This is a genomic window from Marinobacter sp., from assembly GCF_041690455.1.
In the GTDB taxonomy this organism is placed as follows: Bacteria; Pseudomonadota; Gammaproteobacteria; order Pseudomonadales; family Oleiphilaceae; genus Marinobacter.
The window spans coordinates 42,639-47,468 of record NZ_JAWLHI010000032.1 but is presented as its reverse complement, the minus strand read 5'-3'; the positions used below and the strand labels follow the sequence as shown (position 1 = coordinate 47,468).

Annotated in this window: 5 protein-coding genes; 2 read left to right on the top strand and 3 right to left on the bottom strand. The window is 60.0% G+C overall.

Annotation, left to right across the window (positions count from 1 at the left end; genetic code table 11):
- Positions 1 to 1,220: antiporter (locus tag ACESMW_RS09720; RefSeq protein WP_372986830.1), on the top strand; the 1,220-nt coding region annotated here is incomplete at its 5' end.
- A gap of 95 nt (positions 1,221 to 1,315) precedes the next feature.
- On the opposite strand, the gene ACESMW_RS09715 is transcribed toward ACESMW_RS09720, so the two are convergent.
- From ACESMW_RS09715 to ACESMW_RS09705, 3 genes are all read right to left on the bottom strand, one after another.
- Positions 1,316 to 2,131, bottom strand: a complete 816-nt coding sequence (locus tag ACESMW_RS09715; protein ID WP_372986829.1) for a class I SAM-dependent methyltransferase — start codon at positions 2,129 to 2,131, stop codon at positions 1,316 to 1,318.
- Between the two features lie 166 nt (positions 2,132 to 2,297).
- Positions 2,298 to 3,803 carry an MFS transporter gene (locus ACESMW_RS09710; protein WP_372986828.1) on the bottom strand — a complete coding sequence of 502 codons (1,506 nt, stop codon included), beginning with the start codon at positions 3,801 to 3,803 and terminating at the stop codon, positions 2,298 to 2,300.
- Positions 3,804 to 3,848: 45 nt separating this feature from the next.
- Positions 3,849 to 4,310 carry a universal stress protein gene (locus ACESMW_RS09705; protein WP_372986827.1) on the bottom strand — a complete coding sequence of 154 codons (462 nt, stop codon included), beginning with the start codon at positions 4,308 to 4,310 and terminating at the stop codon, positions 3,849 to 3,851.
- Positions 4,311 to 4,589: 279 nt separating this feature from the next.
- Here ACESMW_RS09705 and ACESMW_RS09700 point away from each other — a divergent pair.
- Positions 4,590 to 4,830: MFS transporter (locus ACESMW_RS09700; RefSeq protein ID WP_372986826.1), on the top strand; the 241-nt coding region annotated here is incomplete at its 3' end.

Below are 4,830 nucleotides of genomic sequence, written 5' to 3'. Positions count from 1 at the left end.
TGTTCCAGGCCCTGGCACTGCTCTCCGGTATCGGCGGCGGTAACTTTGCCTGCTCCATGAGCAACATCAGTGCCTTCTATCCCAAGAGCAAGCAGGGCTACGGCCTGGGCATGAACGCAGGCCTGGGCAATTTCGGTGTTACCACCATGCAGGTCCTGATTCCGCTGGTGATGACGGTCGGTATCTTCGGCGCCCTGGCGGGCGATCCCATGCAACTGCAAAGCCCCAGTGGCACCCTGATCGGGCGTATTGAAGCCGGTACCGACACCTGGATCCAGAATGCCGGCTTCATCTGGCTGGTGTTCCTGATTCCGCTGGCGTTCGCCGGCTGGTTCGGCATGAACAACCTGAAGGTGGTCACCCCGAACCCGGGCAACCCGATGTCTGCATTCGGCAAGATCCTCGGCCTCTATGGCGTCGGCCTTCTGACCTCCGTTGCCGGTGTCTGGGCTCTTTCCATCATGAACATGTGGCTCGCCCTGCCGCTGACCATCATCCTGACCGTGGTCCTGCTGCGCCTTATTCCCGGTGATATCCAGCCCAACATCAAGAAGCAGTTCGCGATTTTCAGCAACAAGCACACCTGGTCCATGACCGTGCTCTACATCCTGACCTTCGGCTCTTTCATCGGCTTCTCCGCGGCCCTGCCCCTGTCCATCAGCGTCATCTTCGGCAACATGATGGAAGTGGGCGCAGACGGCACCATGACCCGCGTGGTCAACCCTGATGCCCCGAGCGCCCTGACCTGGGCCTGGATGGGTCCCTTCGTCGGCGCCCTGATCCGTCCGGTGGGCGGCTGGATTTCCGACAAGATGGGTGGTTCCATCGTGACGCAGATTATCTCCGTGGTCATGGTGGTCGCGTCCGTGGCTACCGGTTACGTGATGATGCTGGCCTACAACTCCGCCGATCCGAACAGCTACTTCGCCCTGTTCCTGATCCTATTCATCATCATGTTCGCCGCAAGCGGTATCGGTAACGGCTCCACTTTCCGCAGCATCGGCTTCATCTTCGACCAGCAACAGAAGGGGCCGGTCCTGGGCTGGACCTCCGCCGTCGCCGCCTACGGCGCTTTCATCGCCCCCCGGGTGATGGGACAGGAGATCCAGGCCGGCACACCTGAAGTGGCCATGTACGGCTTCGCGGTGTTCTACGCTGTCTGCCTGGTGGTTAACTGGTGGTTCTACCTGCGCAAGAACGCGTACATCAAGAACCCATAACACAGGACAGCAATGCCCTACCCCCAGCCGGCCTCCTTTGTGGAGGCCGGCGCCTTTCAGCCTCTCAACCGACGCCCTTTACGAACCGGACGGTATCAAGCCCTCACCACAGTGGCGATGTGAACCGGTAGCGGGAATTCCACGGTACCATCGGGCCCGGTAAATGGGGCTAACACTTCCTCGGCCTCCCTGGTCACGGCGTCAACGGTCTGGTCATCCAGCCGGATCTGCGCGAAGGGGAACCACCCCCTGACATCAGATGCAACCATCGTGCTTACATCCTGAAAACGGGCCTTGCCCTCCAGGCTTGTTATCACCACATCACCGATCCCCGCATCGGCAAAACACGATGCCAGCACATCGGTATCGCCAAGACTGAAGGGGCTGCGCAGAGCCTGCCCGACCTCCTTGCCCACAACACGGGCGTAGATATCCGTCATCGCCGCGTAGGCCGGCAGGGTGTCGAGGGAATCAAACACGGCCACCGCCAGCCGTCCACCGGGGGCCAGTACCCGCATCATTTCCTGCAGCGCACGTTCCGGGTCCGGGAACAGCATGAGTCCGAACTGGCTTGCAACAGCGTCGAACTGCGCGTCTCCATAAGGCAACTCCTCTGCCGACCCTTCCTTCCAGTCGATGGCTGGAGCCCCCTTCTTCCGCGCGACCGCCAGCATCGCCGGGTTGATATCCAGTGCCGAGACAGCACCCGCAGGACCAACCCGCTTTGCAAGGGCCCGAGCAAGGACGCCCGTGCCGCAGGCAACATCCAGCACCCGCTGTCCTTCCCGGACCAACGCTGAATTCGCTACCGGTTCTGCCCACTGGCCGAACAAAGCCGGCACCAACAGCTGTTCATAGGTTTCCGCGACCGTCTCAAACGGATCGGCGGCTTCACGATCCTCCTTTTCCATGGCCATTCTCCTCCCTGGTCATGTTCAACTGACACTTATCCGGGCAGGATCCTTTCACCCTGCCGCAATAGTTGGACCGCTTTTTTGGCCCGGTTACGCCGCTCCTGCGTCAGAATAAAAAAGCCCGCCGGGATTGCTCCCGGCGGGCCTGTTTTCCCGGCAGGTGTCAGTGGGAAGTGGCAGCCGCCTGGCGCAGGCGCTCCTCTTCCTCGATCTCGCGATCCACGGATGAGACGTGGTACTCGTCAGAGAATCCGCTTTCCGGTTCCTTCAGCCACATCACACACAGCACCCAGCTGATGAAGGCACCGGCGGCGATGATGTAAAAGAACTGGGTCGGCGTGACGAAGGTGAAGATGGTGAGGTAGACCACCGCGCCAACGTTACCGTAGGCCCCGGCCATACCGGAGATCTGGCCGGTGAGCCGGCGCTTGATGGAGGGAATGATGCCGAAGGTCGCTCCTTCGGCCCCCTGCACGAAGAAGGAGGTGAACACGGTAATTCCCACCGCGATGATCAGCGGCCAGCTAGAGTTCATCAGGCCCATCATGGCGAAGCCGACCGCGATACCGAACATGTAGCTGAGCATAACGAAGCGCCGGTTACCCATGCGGTCAGAAACCAGGCCACCCATGGGACGGGCCACCAGGTTCACGAAGGCAAAGGAGGCGGCAATCAGGCCGGCTGCGGTGGCACTCAGGCTCCAGGTTTCCTCGAAGAACATGGGCAGCATGGAGACCACGGCCAGCTCGGCGCCGAAGTTGGCGAAGTAGGTGCTGTTGAGGGCCGCGACGCTGTTGAACGGGTACTTGTCATCCTCTGGCACACCCTTTTTCAGGATGGGTACGTTGACCCGCAGAATCTGGATAATCTGGTAGCAGACGATGGCAAAAATGACTGCATAGCAGATGGCAGCACCGGTGATGCTGAGGTAGCCCATGTTCTGGATGCGCCAGACCAGGATGGCCAGCACGCCCACCAGGGGAATGGTCCAGAGAATCAGTTTGACCATGTCACCCCAGGTGCTCACCTCCAGGGCCACCGCCTTGCGGGGCTTGCGGTGGACGGTGCCGGCAGGGCCGTCGGTGATGGCGAACCAGTAGTAGACGCCATAGGCCGCCATGACAATGGCGCTCTGGGCAATGGCCCAGCGCCAGCCGTCTTCACCGCCATACATGTGCAGGGCGATGGTGGGCAGGGAGATGGCGGCCGCGGCGGAACCGAAGTTACCCCAGCCGGCGTAGAAGCCTTCCGCAAAGCCGATGTCCTTGGGCTTGAACCACATGGCGGTCATGTGGATGCCAACCACGAAGCTGGCACCGATGGAGCTGAGCACCAGGCGGCTGACCAGCAACTGGGTCATGGTGTTACCGAAGGCGAAAAACAGTGCCGGGATGGACATCAGCACCATCAGTACCGAGAACACCCGGCGGGGACCGAACCGGTCCAGGGCCATGCCCACCACGATGCGGGCCGGAATGGTCAGCGCCACGTTGCAGATGGCAAACAGGCGGAGGTCATCGGTGGTCAGCCAGTCCACGCTCTTGAGCATGCTGGACGCCAGAGGCGCCATGTTGAACCACACGTAAAAGGTAATAAAGAATGCAATCCAGGTCAGGTGCAGCGCCTTGATCTCGGCGTTCCTGAAGCGGAAGACGTCTGCGACTTTCATTTCAGCCTCCTCGGGCTATCAAACGGAATCTCGTTACTGGCCGGTTCAACGGCTGGGCAGGATCAGGAGTGGACACTGGATCCGGCGGGCAAGGAATGAACTCACGCTGCCGAAGGTCATGTAATCCAGTTCATCCACGAAATAGGTGAGAGAGCGGGCGATGAACCCACCGTCCGGCTCATGACTGTGACGGGCAATCACCAGCATGTCCGGGTGGATCTTCGTCTCGGCGGCGTACAGAAGCATCTTGCGGGGATCACCCTCGAGCAGCATGGTCTCGGCGGCCACGTCCTCGTTCTGGCACACCTCCATGGCCTCGTTCAGGTAATCTTTCAGTTCAGTGACTTCCTGCTGGAACAGGTCTTCATTTCCGGAAGTGATGTCCCGGGGGTTTTCCGCCACGGCCACCAAGGTCAGCTGCGGTTTCAGGTCGCGAAACATGGTGATGGTCTGCGCCAATGCCAGCCTGGCATTGCGCGAACCATCGTAGGCAATCATGATTTTCATGGGCTTCTCCGAAGGCAGGTATCCGCGCCCCCGAAAGGGGCATCAATTGATATCTGTCAGCCATTAGCCCACATTCCATTACCCCCCATAATTGACGTAAATCAACGCTTCTGGCGGGTACCCCACGAGAGAAATCAAGCACCTATCCCCTTACCGGCCAAAACCGTCGCTTTCCTACCACCACTGCATCCATGTAGAGGTACCTCCAATGCCCCGCATGAAAAAACCCTGTATTTGATATGGTTAAAGCATCATTGAATGCAGGAATGGAGGGCAGCAATGACCACTACTGCGACACGACCACAGCAGTACCGGGCACTGGGTCTATCGACTTTCTCGTTCACCCTGTGTTTTGCGGTCTGGACCATATTTTCCATCATCGGGATCCGGATTGCGGAGGATCTGGGACTATCGGACACCCAGCTCGGGCTGCTGATGGCGACCCCGATCCTGACCGGCTCCATCAGCCGGTTATTCCTGGGCATCTGGACCGACCGTTACGGCGGGCGCTGGGTGTTCG

Bases quoted from the DNA above. Each gene is read 5' to 3' on its own strand.
- ACESMW_RS09715 (WP_372986829.1), bottom strand. From the start codon at position 2,131: ATGGAAAAGGAGGATCGTGAAGCCGCCGATCCGTTTGAGACGGTCGCG.
- ACESMW_RS09710 (WP_372986828.1), bottom strand. From the start codon at position 3,803: ATGAAAGTCGCAGACGTCTTCCGCTTCAGGAACGCCGAGATCAAGGCG.
- ACESMW_RS09705 (WP_372986827.1), bottom strand. From the start codon at position 4,310: ATGAAAATCATGATTGCCTACGATGGTTCGCGCAATGCCAGGCTGGCA.